The 16493-nt window shown below is 73.1% G+C and carries 15 protein-coding genes; 1 reads left to right on the top strand and 14 read right to left on the bottom strand.

What is annotated here, in order from left to right:
* Positions 1-4: 4 nt before the first annotated feature.
* Positions 5-1741: a S8 family serine peptidase gene (locus tag VK640_02895; protein HTE72131.1), complete on the bottom strand. Its 1737-nt coding sequence runs from the start codon at positions 1739-1741 to the stop codon at positions 5-7.
* Positions 1742-1975: 234 nt separating this feature from the next.
* Between VK640_02895 and VK640_02890 the strand changes: the two genes are divergently transcribed.
* The gene (locus tag VK640_02890; GenBank protein ID HTE72130.1) at positions 1976-2449 is read left to right on the top strand and encodes a GNAT family N-acetyltransferase; all 474 of its coding nucleotides are present in this window, start codon (positions 1976-1978) and stop codon (positions 2447-2449) included.
* Positions 2450-2631: 182 nt separating this feature from the next.
* Here the strand turns inward: VK640_02890 and VK640_02885 are convergent, their stop codons facing one another.
* The 13 genes from VK640_02885 to VK640_02825 all read right to left on the bottom strand — a co-directional run.
* A complete protein-coding gene (locus tag VK640_02885; GenBank protein ID HTE72129.1) occupies positions 2632-4107 on the bottom strand; it encodes a glutamate synthase subunit beta in 1476 nt (491 codons plus the stop codon).
* Positions 4100-8662: a glutamate synthase large subunit gene (gltB, locus tag VK640_02880; GenBank protein ID HTE72128.1), complete on the bottom strand. Its 4563-nt coding sequence runs from the start codon at positions 8660-8662 to the stop codon at positions 4100-4102. The genes VK640_02885 and gltB overlap by 8 nt, the downstream gene beginning before the upstream one ends.
* Before the next feature lie 132 nt (positions 8663-8794).
* On the bottom strand, positions 8795-9526 hold the full coding sequence (locus VK640_02875; GenBank protein HTE72127.1) for a VIT1/CCC1 transporter family protein: 732 nt from the start codon (positions 9524-9526) through the stop codon (positions 8795-8797).
* Entirely contained in the window at positions 9523-10458 is a 936-nt protein-coding gene (lgt, locus tag VK640_02870; protein HTE72126.1) for a prolipoprotein diacylglyceryl transferase, read from the bottom strand. The genes VK640_02875 and lgt overlap by 4 nt, the downstream gene beginning before the upstream one ends.
* Before the next feature lie 7 nt (positions 10459-10465).
* Complete coding sequence (locus VK640_02865; GenBank protein ID HTE72125.1) at positions 10466-11104, bottom strand: SCO family protein; 639 nt, start codon at positions 11102-11104, stop codon at positions 10466-10468.
* Positions 11101-11916: a tryptophan synthase subunit alpha gene (gene trpA, locus VK640_02860; GenBank protein ID HTE72124.1), complete on the bottom strand. Its 816-nt coding sequence runs from the start codon at positions 11914-11916 to the stop codon at positions 11101-11103. The genes VK640_02865 and trpA overlap by 4 nt, the downstream gene beginning before the upstream one ends.
* A gap of 10 nt (positions 11917-11926) precedes the next feature.
* Positions 11927-13189: a tryptophan synthase subunit beta gene (gene trpB / locus VK640_02855; GenBank protein HTE72123.1), complete on the bottom strand. Its 1263-nt coding sequence runs from the start codon at positions 13187-13189 to the stop codon at positions 11927-11929.
* A 14-nt stretch (positions 13190-13203) separates the two neighbouring features.
* Entirely contained in the window at positions 13204-14013 is an 810-nt protein-coding gene (trpC, locus tag VK640_02850) for an indole-3-glycerol phosphate synthase TrpC (GenBank protein ID HTE72122.1), read from the bottom strand.
* A gap of 120 nt (positions 14014-14133) precedes the next feature.
* The gene (locus VK640_02845; protein ID HTE72121.1) at positions 14134-14562 is read right to left on the bottom strand and encodes a DUF2752 domain-containing protein; all 429 of its coding nucleotides are present in this window, start codon (positions 14560-14562) and stop codon (positions 14134-14136) included.
* An 11-nt stretch (positions 14563-14573) separates the two neighbouring features.
* The gene (locus tag VK640_02840; protein ID HTE72120.1) at positions 14574-15056 is read right to left on the bottom strand and encodes a CD225/dispanin family protein; all 483 of its coding nucleotides are present in this window, start codon (positions 15054-15056) and stop codon (positions 14574-14576) included.
* A 63-nt stretch (positions 15057-15119) separates the two neighbouring features.
* Positions 15120-15365 carry an HGxxPAAW family protein gene (locus tag VK640_02835; GenBank protein HTE72119.1) on the bottom strand — a complete coding sequence of 82 codons (246 nt, stop codon included), beginning with the start codon at positions 15363-15365 and terminating at the stop codon, positions 15120-15122.
* Between the two features lie 77 nt (positions 15366-15442).
* Positions 15443-15823, bottom strand: a complete 381-nt coding sequence (locus VK640_02830) for a hypothetical protein (GenBank protein HTE72118.1) — start codon at positions 15821-15823, stop codon at positions 15443-15445.
* Positions 15820-16493: chorismate-binding protein (locus VK640_02825; GenBank protein ID HTE72117.1), on the bottom strand; the 674-nt coding region annotated here is incomplete at its 5' end. The genes VK640_02830 and VK640_02825, both read right to left, overlap by 4 nt.

The raw sequence follows: 16493 nt of genomic DNA, 5'->3' as shown, positions 1-16493 counted from the left end.
GTGCCTAGCTGCCAGCGGTCACCGCGGCATAGGCGTCGACGATGCCGTGACCGTAGAAGTCGTTGTACTCGACGCTTCCGGTGCACAGCGCGTTGAAGACACCCGAGCGACCCTCCCGCTGGTAGGTCTGCATCCGCGGCGACGGGCACGCGTGCTCGGCTGCGGTGTCGAGCAGGATCGACTTGGTCGTGTCCGGCGCCAGCCCGAAGGCGGCCCCCGAGCCCGAGCCGTACTCGCCCACGATCAGCGCGGCGACACCCGCTGCGTGCGGCGACGCCATCGACGTGCCCTGCAGGTACTGGTAGTAGCCGCAGTCCTGGTAGGCGGTCACACCCGTCGGGCACAGCTTGATCACGCCGTTCTCGGTTCCGAGCTCGGTGATCTCGCCCTTGTCGTCGACTTCGCCGGTGGCCTGCAGCGCGTTCACCGGCGCCGTGGACAGGATCAGGTTCTCGTTGGTGCGGAACGACGCGGTGCCGTAGCCGTCGCGGAACCAACCGCCGGGGGCGGCGACGTCGACGCCGCGGTCACCGTCGATCCCGTAGTTGGAGTAGTCCGCCTTGAGCCCGGACGGGCCGACGGCGGAGACGCCGATGACGTGCGGGCCCTCCACCGGCAGGTCGAAGCAGGTGGCGTTGTCGATCGGCCGGGTGTACTCGCCGCCACCCGGGTAGTCCGGGCTCGTCGTGTCGGGACGAGGGGAGCCGATGTCGTCGTGACCGTTGCCCAGCGAGCCGGTCAGCGTGACGCCCTTGCTGTGGGCGTAGTTCAACGCGTTGGTCATCGCGGCGATGATCGTGTTCTGCTCGACCTGTGCCTCGGCCGAGTCCCGCGGGTTGGCCGTGCAGTTGTACAACCACGGGTCGACGTAGAACGACATGTTCACCACGTCGAGGCCGGCGTTCCCGGCGTAGGTCAGGGCGTTGACGACCGGCTGCAGGAAGAAGTAGCCGCTGTCCTGACCGCCGCGGATGTTGACCAGGGTGGCGCTGGGTGCGACGCCGGACAGCCCGAAGCCGTCGAGCGCGGCAGCGACGGTTCCGGCGGTGTGGGTGCCGTGCCCGTCGTCGTCATGGTCGACCGGGTCGACGCAGCTGGCGAACTCGCAGGTCTCGCCGTCGATGTCCTTCATGTCGGTGACGAAGTTGCGGGACAGGGCCTCGTCGAAGTTGGCCGCCAGGTCGGGGTGGTCGCCGTCGACACCGGTGTCGAGGATGCCGACCCGCACCTGGTCGCCGAGCGCGCCGGCGGCGTGTGCCTGGTCAGCGCGGATCATCCGCATCCCCCACAGCTTGGTGTCCAGCGGATCGCCGGTCGTGACTCCGGCGACGGTTCCGGCGTCGGCGGCAGCCTCCTTCGACGCGGTGTGTCCGCGCGCGAGCTGGTGCTCCCTCTCGACGCGGTCCCGGACGCCGATCTCGGGTGCCTTGCCGATCGCTCGCTGCCGTGCCGCGCCGACGACGGCACGGGTGCCGGCGACGTCGAGCACGAAGCCCTTGGCCGGCGCCTTGACGGTCAGGGTGCGGGCGGCGTCGTTGTGGCCGGTGACCCGACCGCCATTGGCCTCGACGGCCTTGACGGCTTGGGCACGGGACGCCTTCGCGGTGTAGACGACCGTGTATTCGGCCTTCGCGCCGGATGCCTTGGTTCCTGCATCGGCCGTGGTGGTGCCGACGAGCGTGCTGCCGCCGAGCGCGGCAGCGATGGCTGCCGCGGCGGCGAGGGGTCTGCGGAGTCGCACGGAAGAGCCTCCTGTGGGATGCCTGCGTCCTGCCGGGTACGACAGGTGTGACTCGGGTCACTCTGCCATATACCGGCGAAAAACTGACAACCCGCCCCACTCCGGACTCCTCGACGGAGGCTCCTGCTCGGGGTGTTTGTCCTGCAACGCCAGGTCGGGCAGCCTTCGCATCACGATCGGAGGTTCCGCATGTCGTCTCATCCGCAGGTCCGGCTCGTCCCGGCGACGGTGCAGATGCTGAAAGCCCTGAACGAGGACCGCGCCCAGTTCTCCGAGCTGATCGGCTCGCCCGTCCCGGACGGCTGGCCCGAGTTCCCGGAGGCGGTCGGCTTCACCCTGGAGCACCTCCAGGACGCGCCCGAGGCAGACCAGGCGTGGTCGATGCAGTTCTTCGTGGACCCCGCGACCGGGCGCCTGCTCGGCTCCGGTGGCTTCGCCGCCCCACCGGCCGACCGCGCCGTCGAGATCGGCTACGAGGTGGCCCCCGAGTTCCGTGGCCACGGGATCGGGACCGCCGCTGCCAGGGCCCTGCTCGAGCGTGCCGTCGTCAGCGGCGAGGTCGACCACGTCGTCGCCCACACGCTGCCGGGTCCGAACCCGTCGACGGGAGTGCTCGTGTCGCTGGGCTTCGCACACACCACTGACCAGGAGGACCCCGAGGTCGGCCCCGTCTGGGAGTGGAGCTGGACCCGCCCCCTGCCCGACTAGCCCCAGGCCGGCCCGGCGGACGGCCACGAACGGAGGGCGGACGGACGAGCGGAGGGCGGAGCGGTGGGGTGGGGCGGCGGAGCGTGGACGGGCCTGGCGGGAGGCCGAGCTTGCCAAGCCGGATGGGCGAGGACGCCACCGCCCCTCGCGGAGCCCGGCCCGGCTGCAGCCCGGCGGCCTGGCTAGACGGCGAGCGGCCGGGAGGTCGGCTCGATCGGGCGGGGCAGGGTGGAGGCACCAGCCAGCAACCAGGCGTCGACCCCGGCGGCGGCCGCCCGGCCCTCGGCGATGGCCCAGACGATGAGCGACTGGCCGCGCCCGGCGTCACCGGCCACGAACACCCCGGGCACCGAGGTCATGAAGGTCTGGTCGCGGGCGACGTTGCCCCGGGGGTCCAGGTCGACGCCGAGCTGCTCGACCAGCCCGGCTCGCTGCGGGCCGACGAAGCCCATCGCGAGCAGCACGAGGTCGGCCGGGATCTCCCGCTCGCTGCCGGCCACCGGCTCGAACCGGCCGTCCACGAAGGTCACCTCGACGAGCTCCAGGGACCGTACGTCGCCGTGCTCGTCACCGAGCAGCCGCGTGGTGCTGACCGCGTAGACGCGGTCCCCGCCCTCCTCGTGAGCGCTGGACGTCCGGTAGACGAGCGGCCAGGTCGGCCACGGGTTGCTGTCGGGCCGGGCGTCGGCCGGCCGGGGCAGGATCTCCAGCTGGGTCACCGACTCGGCGCCCTGCCGGTGTGCCGTACCGAGGCAGTCCGCCCCGGTGTCGCCGCCGCCGATGATGATCACGTGCTTGCCGGCCGCGGAGACCGGCACCGAGGTGCGCGGGTCTCTGGTCGGGTCGAGGGCGGCGCGGTTGGCGTTCGGGAGGTAGTCCATGGCCTGCAGCACGCCGCCGAGGTCGCGGCCCGGCACCGGCAGGTCGCGCGGGGCGGTCGCACCGATGGCGAGCACGACGGCGTCGTACCTGTCCCGGAGCGCGCCCGCGTCGAAGCCCTCGACGCCGACCTCGACCCCGGTCTCGAAGCGGGTGCCCTCGGCGGCCATCTGCTCGAGCCGCCGGTCCAGGTGGCGCTTCTCCATCTTGAACTCGGGGATGCCGTAGCGCAGCAGCCCGCCGACCGCGTCGGCCCGCTCGAGGACGGCGACGGTGTGGCCGGCGCGGGTGAGCTGCTGCGCGGCGGCCAGGCCGGCCGGGCCGGAGCCGACCACGGCGACCGTCCTGCCGGACAGCCGTTCGGGCGGCTGCGGCGTGATCCAGCCCTCGTCCCACGCCCGGTCGACGATGGACACCTCCACCTGCTTGATGGTGACCGCCTCGCTGTTGATGCCGAGGACGCAGGACCCCTCGCAGGGCGCCGGGCAGAGCCGCCCGGTGAACTCCGGGAAGTTGTTGGTCGCGTGCAGCCGCTCGATCGCGGGCTGCCACTCGTCGCGCCAGACCAGGTCGTTCCACTCCGGGATCAGGTTGCCCAGCGGGCAGCCGTCGTGGCAGAACGGGATCCCGCAGTCCATGCACCGACCGGCCTGCCTCTCGAGCTGGCCGGACTCCTGCTGCTCGTACACCTCGCGCCAGTCGAGGATCCGCACGTCGACGGGCCGGCGGGCCGGCAGCTCGCGGCGGGGCGTGGTGAGGAAGCCCTTCGGGTCAGCCACGGGAGGCCTCCATGATCGCGTCGAGGGTCTCGGGGCTGTCCTCGCCGAAGCCGGCCTCGAGGGCGGCCGACCGCACGGCGAGGACGTTCTTGTAGTCGCGGGGCATCACCTTGCTGAAGCGCCCGGCCGCCTGCGCCCAGTCGTCGAGCAGGGCGCGGCCGACCGACGAGCCGGTCGCGTCGGTGTGGCGCTGGACGAGGGTGCGTACCAGGTCGACGTCCTCGGGGTCCAGCGGCTCGAGGTCGACCATCTCGCCGTTGAGCCGCGCCGGGCGCAGGTCGAGGACGTACGCCGTCCCGCCGGACATGCCGGCCGCCAGGTTGCGGCCCACCGGGCCGAGGACCACCACCGTGCCGCCGGTCATGTACTCGCACCCGTGGTCGCCGACGCCTTCGACGACCGCGGTGGCACCCGAGTTGCGGACGGCGAACCGCTCGCCGACCAGGCCGCGGACGTAGACCTCCCCGTCGGTCGCCCCGTAGAGCAGCACGTTGCCGGCGATGACATTGCGCTCGGCCACCAGCGAGGCGCGCGGCGCCGGACGCACGACGAGGCGGCCGCCGGAGAGCCCCTTGCCGAGGTAGTCGTTGGCGTCGCCGTGCAGGCGCAGGGTGACGCCACGGGGCAGGAACGCACCGAAGGACTGACCGGCCGAGCCGGTCAGGGTGATGTCGATGGTGTCGGCGGGGAGTCCCCTGCCGCCGTACCGCCGGGTGACCTCGGCGCCGAGCATCGTGCCGACGGTCCGGTTGACGTTGCGGACCGGGACCTCGAGCCGGACCGGGCGCCCGAGCTCGAGCGCGTCGGACGCCCGCGCGATCAGCTCGTTGTCGAGCGCCTTGAGCAGCCCGTGGTCCTGCACGGTGACCCGCCGCCGGGGGGTGCCCTCGGGCAGGTCGGGCACGTGCAGGATCGGCGAGAGGTCGAGACCGTGCGCCTTCCAGTGCTCGACGGCGCTGGCCGTGTCGAGCACCTCGGCGCGGCCGACCGCCTCGTCGAGGCTGCGGAAGCCGAGCGCCGCGAGGATCTCGCGGACCTCCTCGGCGATGTAGACGAAGAAGGTCTCGACGAACTCCGGCCGGCCGCTGAACTTCTTGCGCAGCTCGGGGTTCTGGGTGGCGATGCCGACCGGGCGGGTGTCGAGGTGGCAGACCCGCATCATGATGCAGCCGCTCACGACGAGCGGTGCCGTGGCGAAGCCGTACTCCTCCGCACCGAGCAGCGCGGCGACGACGACGTCGCGGCCGGTCTTGAGCTGCCCGTCGGTCTGCACGACGATCCGGTCCCGCAGCCCGTTGAGCAGCAGGGTCTGCTGGGTCTCGGCGAGGCCGAGCTCCCACGGTGCGCCGGCGTGCTTGAGCGACGTCAGCGGGGAGGCGCCGGTGCCGCCGTCGTGGCCGGAGATGAGCACCACGTCGGCGTGCGCCTTGCTGACGCCCGCGGCGACGGTGCCGACCCCGACCTCCGCGACCAGCTTGACGTGCACCCGGGCTCGGTCGTTGGCGTTCTTGAGGTCGTGGATCAGCTGGGCGAGGTCCTCGATCGAGTAGATGTCGTGGTGCGGCGGCGGCGAGATGAGACCGACGCCGGGTGTCGAGTGCCGGGTGCGCGCGATCCAGGGGTAGACCTTGTGGCCGGGGAGCTGGCCGCCCTCACCCGGCTTCGCCCCCTGCGCCATCTTGATCTGCAGGTCGTCGGCGTTGACCAGGTACTCGCTGGTGACGCCGAAGCGCCCGCTCGCGACCTGCTTGACCGCCGACCGCCGCAGGTCGCCGTTGTCGTCGGGCACGAACCGGTCCGGGTCCTCGCCGCCCTCGCCGGTGTTGGACTTGCCGCCGAGGCGGTTCATCGCGATCGCGAGGGTCTCGTGCGCCTCCTGCGAGATGGAGCCGTAGGACATCGCGCCGGTCGAGAAACGTCTGACGATCGACTCGACCGGCTCGACCTCCTCGATCGGCACCGGGGCCCGTCCGGTGGTCGACGCGTCCTTGAACCGGAACAGGCCGCGCAGCGTCATCAGCCGCTCGGCCTGCTCGTCGACGGCCGTCGTGTACTGCTTGAAGACGTCGTAGCGGCGGGCCCGTGTCGCGTGCTGGAGCCGGAAGACGCTCTGCGGGTTGAACAGGTGCAGCTCGCCCTCACGGCGCCACTGGTACTCGCCGCCGACGTCGAGGGTGCGGTGGACGGCTGGCGAACCGGTGCGCGGGTAGGCCACGGCGTGCCGGCGCGCGACCTCCTTGGAGAGAACGTCGAGCCCCACCCCGCCGAGCACCGAGGAGGTGCCAGTGAAGTACCTGTCGACCAGCGCCTGGTCCAGCCCGACGGTCTCGAAGACCTGCGCGCCGTGGTAGGACGCCACCGTAGAGATGCCCATCTTGGACATCACCTTGAGCACGCCTTTGCCGAGCGCCCTGATCAGGTTGCGCACGGCCTGGGCGGGCTCGACGTCGCCGACCAGCCCGCGCCGGGCGAGGTCCTCGACCGACTCCATCGCGAGGTAGGGGTTGACCGCCGAGGCGCCGTAGCCGACGAGCAGGGCCACGTGGTGCACCTCGCGCACGTCACCCGCCTCCACGACCAGCCCCACCTGGGTGCGGGTGCGCTCCCGGATCAGGTGGTGGTGCACCGCGCTGGTCAGGAGCAGTGACGGGATGGGCGCCCACTCGGCGTCGGAGTCGCGGTCGCTGAGGATGATGAAGCGGGCACCCTTGGCGACCGCCTCGGACACCTCGGCGAAGATGTCCTGGAACACCGACTGCAGGGCCGGGCCGCCCCCGCCCACCGGGTAGAGCCCCCGGATCCGGGCGGTCGCGAAGCCGGGCAGGTCGCCGTCCCGGTTGATGTGGGTGATCTTCGCGAGCTCGTCGTTGTCTATGACCGGGAAGTCGAGGGCGACCTGCCGGCAGTGCGCCGGGGTCGCGGTGAGCAGGTTCTGGTCCGGGCCGATGGCCGTGCCGAGGCTGGTCACCAGCTCCTCGCGGATGGCGTCCAGCGGCGGGTTGGTCACCTGGGCGAACAGCTGGCTGAAGTAGTCGAACAGCAGCCGGGGCCGCTGGGACAGCACCGCGATCGGGGTGTCGGTGCCCATCGAGCCGATCGGCTCGGCGCCGTTGCGGGCCATCGGGGTCAGCAGGATGCGCAGCTCCTCCTCGGTGTAGCCGAAGGTCTGCTGCCGCCGGGTGACGCTGGCGTGGGTGTGCACGACGTGCTCGCGCTGAGGCAGGTCGGCCAGCCGGATCTGCCCGGCGTGCAGCCACTCGTCGTACGGCGCCTCGGCCGAGAGCTCGGCCTTGATCTCGGCGTCGTCGACGATGCGGCCCCGGTCGGTGTCGACGAGGAACATCCGGCCGGGCTGCAACCGGCCCTTGCGCACGACGGTCTCCGGGTCGAGGTCGAGCACGCCGACCTCGCTGGCCAGGACCACCAGGCCGTCCTCGGTCACCCAGTAGCGGCTGGGGCGCAGACCGTTGCGATCGAGCACCGCGCCGATCAGGCTGCCGTCGGTGAACGTGATGCATGCCGGGCCGTCCCAGGGCTCCATCAGCGCCGCGTGGAACTCGTAGAAGGCCCGGCGAGCCGGATCCATCTCGGTGTGGTTCTCCCACGCCTCCGGGATCATCATCAGCACCGCGTGCGGCAGGCTGCGCCCGCCGAGGTGCAGCAGCTCGAGCACCTCGTCGAACGACGCCGAGTCGCTGGCCGAGTCGGTGCACACCGGCAGCAGCCGGGACAGGTCGCCGGGGATCACGTCGCTGGCGAGCTGGCTCTCGCGGGCCGCCATCCAGTTGCGGTTGCCCTTGACCGTGTTGATCTCGCCGTTGTGCGCGATGAGGCGATACGGGTGGGCGAGCGGCCAGCTCGGGAACGTGTTGGTGGAGAAGCGCGAGTGCACCAGCGCCAGCTCGGTGACGTAGCGACGGTCGGACAGGTCGGTGAAGAACGGCTCGAGCTGGGCGGTCGTCAGCATGCCCTTGTAGACGATCGTCCGGCTGGACAGCGACGGGAAGTAGACCGACGCCTCCCGCTCGACCCGCTTGCGCAGGCAGAAGGCCATCCGCTCCAGGGCCATCCCGAACACCCGGCCGGCCGCCGCCGTGACGACCACCTGGCGGAACCGGGGCATCACCCCGCGGGCGGTCCCGCCGAGCAGCTCCGGCGCGGTCGGTACGTCGCGCCAGCCGACGACGCGCAGACCCTCCTGGCCGGCCAGTGCCTCGACGGCGGCCCGGGCCTCGGCCTCGGCCGCGTCGTCGTCCGGCAGGAACGCCGTACCGACGGCGTAGGCGCCGCGGTCGGGCAGATCGAAGGGGACGACCGCGCGCAGGAACGCGTCGGGCAGCTGGGTGAGGATGCCGGCGCCGTCGCCCGAGTCCGGCTCGGCACCGGAGGCGCCGCGGTGGTCGAGGTTGCGCAGCGCGGTCAGCGCCTGGTCGACGATGTCGTGGGTGGCGATGCCCGAGAGGGTGGCCACGAAGGCGACGCCGCAGGCGTCGTGCTCGGCCCCGGGTTCGTAGAGGCCCTGGGCGGCAGGCTGGGCGGTGAAGGGGTGCGGCACGCCGGCTGTCCTTCCTCGTCGATCGTCAACAACGCTGACATCGACCGAGGGACAGCACTGGCCCTGCGGTTCGCCGATCACTCTATCGCCGGGTGCCCGCTCCGTCCGGAAACCTGTCCGTAACGCGGACAGCTAGCCGATGCCGCTGCCCACGAGGGCGCCGAATGCGTAGGTCACGGCGCCCGCAACCACGCCGACGAGCACCTGCCGCAGCCCGCCGTACCACCAGGGCCGGGGGGTGAGCTTGGTGACGAACGCGCCGCACAGGAAGAGCCCCAGCAGGGTCAGCACCAGGGCCGGCCAGAGCGAGCTGGCGCCGAACAGGTAGGGCAGCACCGGCAGCAGGGCGCCGACCGCGAAGGACAGGAAGGACGAGCCGGCGGCCAGGGACGCCGACGGCAGGTCCCCAGGGTCCAGGCCGAGCTCCTCGCGGACGTGCACGTCGAGCACCCGGTCGGCGTCGCGGGACAGCTGTTTGGCCACCTCGCGGGCGAGCTCGGGCTGAAGCCCCTTGGCGACGTACATCTGGGCCAGCTCGAACTCCTCGCCGCGCGGGTTGCGAGCGATCTCGCGGCGCTCCAGCTCGATCTCGGCCAGCGCCTGCTCGGCCTGCGAGCGCACCGAGATGTACTCCCCCGCCGCCATCGAGAAGGCGCCGGCGGCCAGGCCGGCCAGCCCGGCGAGCAGCACCGCGTTGTTGTCGCTGGTGCCACCGGTGACGCCGGCGATCAGCGCGAAGTTCGACACCAGGCCGTCCGAGGCGCCGAAGACGGCCGGCCGCAGCCAGCCGCCGGTCACGTCGGAGTGCTCGTGCCCGATCCGCCGGATCTCCTGGGCCGCCCTGTCGGCGTCCTGGCTGGTCACGCCGGCACCTCCGTGTCGGGCTGGTCCGGGCTGGGGTCACCGGGGTCACGGCGGTCACCCGGGTCACCGGGGTCATCCTGGTCTCGGGGTGTCCGGTCGGTGCGGGCGGCCTCGAGCTCCTCGGGGGTCTCGCGGCCGGGGCGCAACCGCGCGGAGAGGACGATGTAGGTCACCGCGCCGAGGAAGACGACCAGGCTGGTCCACTCGTTGAGCCGCAGCCCGAGCACGTCGTTGGCCGGGTCGACCCGCAGGCCCTCGATCCAGCCGCGGCCCACGGTGTAGGCGGCGACGTAGAGCGCGAAGGCCCGGCCGTGACCGAGGCGGAACCTGCGGTCCGCCCAGATCACCAGGACCGCCACGCCGACGTCCCAGAACAGCTCGTAGATGAAGGTCGGGTGGTACGTCGCCAGCTCCAGCGTGGCGTCCGGCCGGTGCTCCCGGTCGATCTCGACCGCCCACGGCAGGTCGGTCACCCGGCCGTAGAGCTCCTGGTTGAAGTAGTTGCCCATCCGGCCGAGCGCCTGGGCGAGCACGATTCCCGGGGCCAGCGCGTCGCCGAACGCCGGCAGCGGGATGCCCCGGCGGCGGCAGCCGATCCAGGCGCCCACGCCGCCGAAGGCGATGGCGCCCCAGATGCCGAGGCCGCCCTCCCAGATGTAGAGCGCCTTGACCGGCTCGCCGCCGTCGCCGAAGTACGCCTGGGGTGAGGTGACGACGTGGTAGATCCGCCCGCCGACGATGCCGAAGGGCACCATCCAGGTGGCGACCTCGGTGACGTCGCCCGGGTGCCCGCCTCGGGCCACCCAGCGCCGCTCCCCCAGCCAGATCGCGAGGAAGATCCCGGCGATGATGAACAGGGCGTAGGCCCGCACCGGGACCGGTCCGAGGTTCCAGACCCCGTCGGAGGGGCTGGGGAACGAGGCGAGGTCCATGACGGGGTCAGGCTAGTCGCGCGAGCCGGCGCAGGTCGGCGCGCAGGTCGGCCACCGGCGTGGTGTCCGACCACACGACGGTCGCCTCTCCGTCGACGAAGCCGGTCGTGTAGGTGCCGTGGTCGACCTGATAGCCGCCGGTGGAGCCGTCGGGCCGCTCGTAGCTCACGTGCAGCTGCTTCGCCGCCTGCTCGACCGTGCGCACCGGTGCGACCAGCCCGTCGAAGGACGGGTCGAAGCGGTCCAGGTAGTCGCGCACGACCGGCGGGGTGTCGCGGGCCGGGTCGGTGGTGACGAACAGCATCCGGGCCGAGTCGCGGACCGACTCCGGCGAGCCGCGCAGGGCGGACGCGATGTTGGCCAGCACGACGTTGCAGATGTCCGGGCAGCGCGAGTAGCCGAAGAAGACCAGGGTCACGCCGTCCGCGGCGTCCTCGGCCGGCACGACGTCGTCGCCGGAGGTGTCGGTGAAGGTCTCGTCCGGCAGCGGGTAGCCCGTCGTCACCGCGGTGCCGGCCCAGCCGGTGGCGCCGTTGACCCGCACGTCGGCCTGTCCCTCCGGCTGGCCGCTCGCGCAGCCGGCGAGCGAGGCCGGCAGCACTGTGCCCAGCACCGCGACCAGCGCGGCCGTGCGGACCTTGCTCACGACCGTCCTCGGCGCACGCCGTCCGCGAGGTCGCCGGCCAGTGCCTCGACGGCGCGCAGCCCGTCGTCCGGGGTGGCCGCGTCGAGCAGCGCGCGGACGAACGCCGACCCGACGATGACGCCGTCGGCGTAGCCCCCGATCTCGGCCGCCTGGTCGCCGGTCGAGACGCCGAGCCCGACGCACACCGGCGTGTCGGTCACCGCCCGGACCCGGGCCACCAGCCCCGCGGCGGCCTCGCCGACCGACGCCCGTGCGCCGGTGACCCCCATCAGGGCCGCCGCGTAGACGAACCCCCGGCAGTGCTGCGCGGTGCTGGCCAGCCGCGCGTCGGTCGAGGAGGGCGCGACGAGGAACACCCGGCCGAGGCCGGTCGCGTCGGTGGCGCCGAGCCAGTCCGAGGGCTCCTCGCCGGCCTCGTCCGGGATCAGGTCGGGGGTGATGACGGCCGCGCCGCCGCCGGCCACCATCGCGTCGGCGAAGCGGCGGGCGCCGTAGCGCTCGATCGGGTTCCAGTAGGTCATCACCAGCGCCGCGGCGCCGGTGCCGGCCACCGAGCGCACGGTGTCGAGCACGTCGTCGGTGGTGGTCCCCTGCCGCAGCGCGGCCTCGACGGCCTCCTGGATGGTCGGCCCGTCCATCAGCGGGTCCGAGTAGGGCAGCCCGATCTCGACGGCGTCGGCGCCGCCGCGCACCATGGCCGCCATCGCGTCGGCGGCACCGGCCACGCTCGGGTAGCCGGCCGGCAGGTAGCCGACCAGCGCAGCCCGGCCCTCGGCCCTCGTCGCGGCCAGGACGTCGTCCAGACGGGTCATCGCCGCTCGCTCACCAGCCGTCGCCGGCGGAGGTCGGGTCCTCGACCGCTGCGGCCGCCGACTCGACGACGTGCTCGCCGCTGACGACGCCGAACCACGCGGCCGCGGTGTCGACGTCCTTGTCGCCGCGGCCGGACAGGTTGACCAGAACGATCCCGTCCGGCCCGAGGCCGCGGCCCACGGTCAGCGCCCCGGCCAGTGCGTGCGCGCTCTCGATCGCCGGGATGATGCCCTCGGTGCGGCAGAGCAGGGCGAAGGCGTCCATCGCCTCGCCGTCGGTGACCGGCGCGTACGTCGCCCGGCCGGTGTCGTGCAGCCAGGCGTGCTGCGGCCCGACCCCCGGGTAGTCCAGCCCGGCCGAGACCGAGTGCGACGGGACGGTCTGCCCCATCGAGTCCTGCAGGACGTACGTCCTGGTGCCGTGCAGCACGCCGGGCGAGCCGCCGGCCATCCGGGCCGCGTGCCGCCCCGACGCGACACCCTCGCCGCCGGCCTCGAAGCCGTGCAGGGCGACCTCCGCGTCGTCGAGGAACGCGGTGAAGATGCCCATCGCGTTGGACCCGCCGCCGACGCACGCCACGACGGCGTCGGGCAGCCGGCCGGTGCGCTCGAGCACCTGCGCGCGCGCCTCGTCACCGATGACGCGCTGGAAGTCGCGCACCATGGCCGGGAACGGGTGCGGCCCGGTGACGGTGCCCAGCACGTAGTGGGTGCGCTCGACGTTGGTGACCCAGTCGCGCATCGCCTCGTTGATGGCGTCCTTGAGGGTGCGGCTCCCCGCGTCGACGGGCACCACCTCGGCGCCGAGCAGACGCATCCGGGCGACGTTGAGCGCCTGACGCCGGGTGTCCTCCTCGCCCATGTAGACGACGCACTCGAGACCGAGCAGGGCCGCGGCCGTGGCGGTCGCGACGCCGTGCTGGCCGGCCCCGGTCTCGGCGATGACCCGCCGCTTGCCCATGTCGCGGGCGAGCAGCGCCTGGCCCAGCACATTGTTGATCTTGTGCGAGCCGGTGTGGTTGAGGTCCTCGCGCTTGAGCAGCACCCGGGCTCCTCCGGCGTGCTCGGAGAAGCGGTGCGCGTCGGTGAGCGGGCTGGGCCGTCCGGTGTAGTTCTGCTGCAGGTCGCGCAGCTCGGCCCGGAACGCCTCGTCGGTGCGGGCCTTCTCGTAGGCGGCGGTGAGCTCGTCCAGGGCAGCGACCAGGGCCTCCGGGACGAAGCGCCCGCCGTAGGGCCCGAAGTGCCCGCGGGGGTCGGGTCCGAAGTCGGTCACGTGGTCGCCCGCCGTCACCGGTTGTGGTGGCGCAGCGCCGGGTGGGCCCCGGCGGCGACCAGGTCGCGGACGGCGTCGCGCGGGTCCCGGTCGGTGACCAGCGACTCGCCGACCAGCACGGCGTCGGCGCCGGCCCGGGCGTACTCGATGACGTCGTGCGGCCCGCGGACGCCGGACTCGGCGATGCAGACTGCGCTCTCGGGTACCAGCGGGGCGAGCCGGCCGAAGACGCCGCGGTCGACCTCGAGGGTCCGCAGGTCGCGGGCGTTGATGCCGACGACGGTGGCCCCGGCGTCGACGGCGCGGCGCACCTCCTCGTCGGTGTGGCACTCGACCAGCGGCGTCAGGCCCAGCGACACCGCGCGCTCGACGAGCGAGACCAGTGCGCTCTGGTCGAGCGCGGCGACGATCAGCAGCGCCAGGTCGGCGCCGTGGACCCGCGCCTCCCACAGCTGGTAGCTGGAGACGATGAAGTCCTTGCGCAGCACCGGCACGTCGACCGCGCGACGCACGGCGACCAGGTCGTCGAGACTGCCGCCGAAGCGCTGCCGCTCGGTCAGCACGCTGATCATCGCGGCGCCGCCGGCCTCGTAGTCGGCGGCCAGCGCGGCCGGGTCGGCGATGGCGGCGAGCGCGCCCTTGGAAGGGCTGGACCGCTTCACCTCGGCGATGACGGCGACGCCCTCGCCCTTGAGGACCGGGACCGGGTTGTGGCACTCGGGCCGGCTGGCGGCCTGGGCCTTGAGCTCGTCGAGGCTCACCCGCGCCTCACGCTGGGCCAGGTCGGCACGCACGCCGACCAGGATGTCGTCGAGCACGCTCACTCGGTGGGTCCCCTCCCGGTAGCCGCGGCGCCGCGACCCGTTGCGGCGTCCGGCCAGCGTAACGGGGGCCGTCGTGACGGCCGAATCGTGCTCGGTGGGTGGTTCGTCGGCCCGGACGGCTCAGGGGGCCAGCCAGCCGAACGCCGGCAGGTTGCGCAGCACGCCGAAGGCGACGACCACGAAGAGCAGCCCCCACAGCACCGGGGCCGGCGCGACGGTGCGACGCGACGTGCCGTTGCGGGTGCGCACGAGCCAGCGGGCCCAGATGACGACGAGGGGGACGACAGCCAGCACGGTCAGCAGGTTGAGGCCCAGCGCCGTCCCGAGGTCACCGTGGGCGAGCGCGTGCACCGCGCGCAGCGAGCCGCACCCGGGGCAGGCCTGGCCGGTGAGCGCCAGGAACGGGCAGGTCGGGTAGTGCCCGGCCTCGTTGGGGTCGACGACGGCGACCACGCCGACGGCCGAGGCAGCGAGCGCCGCCACCCCGAGCGGTCCGGCCAGGGAGCTGAGGACTCCCCTGGCCGGCCCCGCCGTGGCGTACGTCGTCATTGGCCGGTCGGCTAGTCGGAGCCGACGCCGGCGGCCACGACGGCGACGGCGTACAGCGCGCCGACGACCACGCCGACCACGGCCGACCAGATCGCGAACTGCTTGGCCTTGCGCGAGGACTCCTGGGCGCCGGCCACGTCACCGGCGGCGTACTTGCCGTTGACCTGCGCGGCGAACACGATCGAGGCGATGCCGAGCGGGAGGCAGCAGAAGATCGTGGAGAGGATCGCCCAGACCAGGTAGTTGGGCGGCGGGCTGCCGGCCGGCTGGCCGTAGGGCTGGCCGTACTGGGGCGCCCCGTACTGCGGCGAGCCGTAGGGCTGCCCGGGCTGCGCGGGCTGACCGCCCTGCTGGCCCTCGGGCGGGTTGGTGCCCCACTGCGGCTGGGTCGGGTGGTCCCCCGATGGAGGCGGAGGCGGCGACGAGGGAGGGGGAGGCGGCGGGCGGTTGGGGTCGTACGGGTCGTTGCTTCCGGTGCTGCCGGAGTCGCTCACTGGGTGATCCCCCTCGAGGGTGGGTGGTCGGGAACCGTGCTGGCGTACCTGTGCTGCCGTGCCCTACGAGTCCTGCGTCGAGCTGTGGTCGTACTCCGGGTCGCGGCTGTCCTTGTAGGTCACCGTGTTCCCGAGCCCCATCATCTGCATCACCTTGCCGACCACCGCGCCGAGCACGACGACCCCCAGCCCGACGAAGAACAGCCACGGCAGCTCCAGCGGCAGCGCGAGACCGCTCAGCAGGAAGCCGAGGAACATGACCGCGACGGCGGTCCAGGCGGCAGGCGTGTTGCCGTGGCTCGCGGACATGACGCTCCTCCTCGTGCTCGGCCGGGATCGGGTCGGGCAGGGTGCTGGTGGCCGATGCCCGGTGATTCTGCCAGCACTCAGGCCGTCGGGTCCTCGCCACGGTCCAGCGCGGCCCACGTGTCGCGGTCGGTGGGCTCCCACGCACCACGCTCGCCTCGCCGGGGCTGCGGCCACCGGCCGGAGCGTGCCACGGCGACCCCTGCGGCGACGGCGACCAGGGCCGCGCCGGGCAGCAGCGACCGGTCCCCGGCGCCGGCGAGGACGGCCACAGTGGTCGCCCCTCCCACCACGAGCAGGACTCCTGAGACCAGCCGGCGGGGTCGTGGGGTGAGCAGCAGCGCCGCACCGACACCGGCCAGCGCCACCAGGCCGAGAGCCGGCTCGGCGACGAGCAGCAGCAGGCCGCCGACGACGGCGGTCCCGGCGACACCGACGGCGACGCGCGGCTCGCGTCTCACGACGGCGCGCGCAGGGTGTCGGCCGTGGCGACGGCGCGCAGGACCGCCATCGCCTTGTGGAGGCACTCGGCGTCCTCGGCCGCCGGGTCGGAGTCGGCGACGATCCCCGCCCCGGCCTGCACGTAGGCGGTGCCGTCGCGGAGGTACGCCGTCCGGATTGCGATCGCGGTGTCCGCGTCACCGGCGAAGTCCAGGTAGCCGACGCAGCCGCCGTAGACCCCGCGCCGGGTCTTCTCCAGCTCCTCGATGATCTCCATGGCCCGCGGCTTGGGGGCGCCGGAGAGGGTGCCCGCCGGGAAGCAGGAGGCCAGGACGTCGTACGCCGTCCGGCCGGCCACCACCTCGCCCACGACGGTGCTCACGATGTGCATGACGTGGCTGTAGCGCTCCACCGACATGAAGTCGACGACCTCGACCGACCCGGGCGCGCACACCCGGCCCAGGTCGTTGCGGCCGAGGTCGACCAGCATCAGGTGCTCGGCCCGCTCCTTGGGGTCCGCGAGCAGCTCGGCGGCCAGCTCGGCGTCCTCCTCCGGGGTCTCGCCCCGCCAGCGGGTCCCGGCGATCGGGTGCATCATCGCCCGGCCGTCGGCGACCTTCACCAGGGCCTCCGGGCTGGACCCCACGACGTCGAACCCGTCGAACCGCAGCAGGTACATGTACGGGCTCG

This window comes from Actinomycetes bacterium, from assembly GCA_035489715.1.
Taxonomy (GTDB): Bacteria; Actinomycetota; Actinomycetes; order JACCUZ01; family JACCUZ01; genus DATHAP01.
This window is presented reverse-complemented; position numbering and strand designations above follow the sequence as displayed.

Excerpts from the sequence above, each read along its gene's own strand:
- VK640_02890 (HTE72130.1), top strand. The coding sequence starts at position 1,976 with ATGCTGAAAGCCCTGAACGAGGACCGCGCCCAGTTCTCCGAGCTGATC.
- lgt (HTE72126.1), bottom strand. The coding sequence starts at position 10,458 with ATGGACCTCGCCTCGTTCCCCAGCCCCTCCGACGGGGTCTGGAACCTC.
- trpA (HTE72124.1), bottom strand. The coding sequence starts at position 11,916 with ATGACCCGTCTGGACGACGTCCTGGCCGCGACGAGGGCCGAGGGCCGG.
- VK640_02845 (HTE72121.1), bottom strand. The coding sequence starts at position 14,562 with ATGACGACGTACGCCACGGCGGGGCCGGCCAGGGGAGTCCTCAGCTCC.
- VK640_02835 (HTE72119.1), bottom strand. The coding sequence starts at position 15,365 with ATGTCCGCGAGCCACGGCAACACGCCTGCCGCCTGGACCGCCGTCGCG.